Origin of the sequence: Cupriavidus consociatus, from assembly GCF_017814975.1 — a bacterium.
Taxonomy (GTDB): Bacteria; Pseudomonadota; Gammaproteobacteria; order Burkholderiales; family Burkholderiaceae; genus Cupriavidus; species Cupriavidus consociatus.
In genome coordinates, this window is sequence record NZ_JAGIQA010000182.1 from 1 (window position 1) to 384 (window position 384).

The window sequence follows — 384 nt, forward strand, 5'->3', positions numbered from 1 at the left end:
TGTACGAGATCGGCGCGGGCACCTCGGAGATCCGCCGCATGCTGATCGGCCGCGAGCTGTTCGCGGAAACGATGTAAGCGCTCCATGCGCTGGCTGCACCCTACAACGAACTGACTGGCCGAGGCTGATATGGCGGCAATTGAGACAAAGCTGAACGCGCGTTCCGAAGCGTTCAAGACCAACGCGCAGGCAATGCAGGTACTGGTTGCCGACCTGGAAGCGAAGATCGCCAAGCTGGCGGAAGGCGGCGGCGAGGCCGCGCGCGACAAACACCTGTCGCGCGGCAAGCTGCTGCCGCGCGACCGCGTGCAGCAACTGCTCGATCCGGGCACGCCGTTCCTGGAGCTGTCGCAGCTCGCCGCTTACGACATGTATGACGATGCC

At 64.3% G+C, this 384-nt stretch carries 1 pseudogene; it reads left to right on the top strand.

What is annotated here, in order from left to right:
* Positions 1–129: 129 nt before the first annotated feature.
* Positions 130–384, top strand: a pseudogene (locus tag J8I82_RS38010) (methylcrotonoyl-CoA carboxylase); the annotation flags it as partial.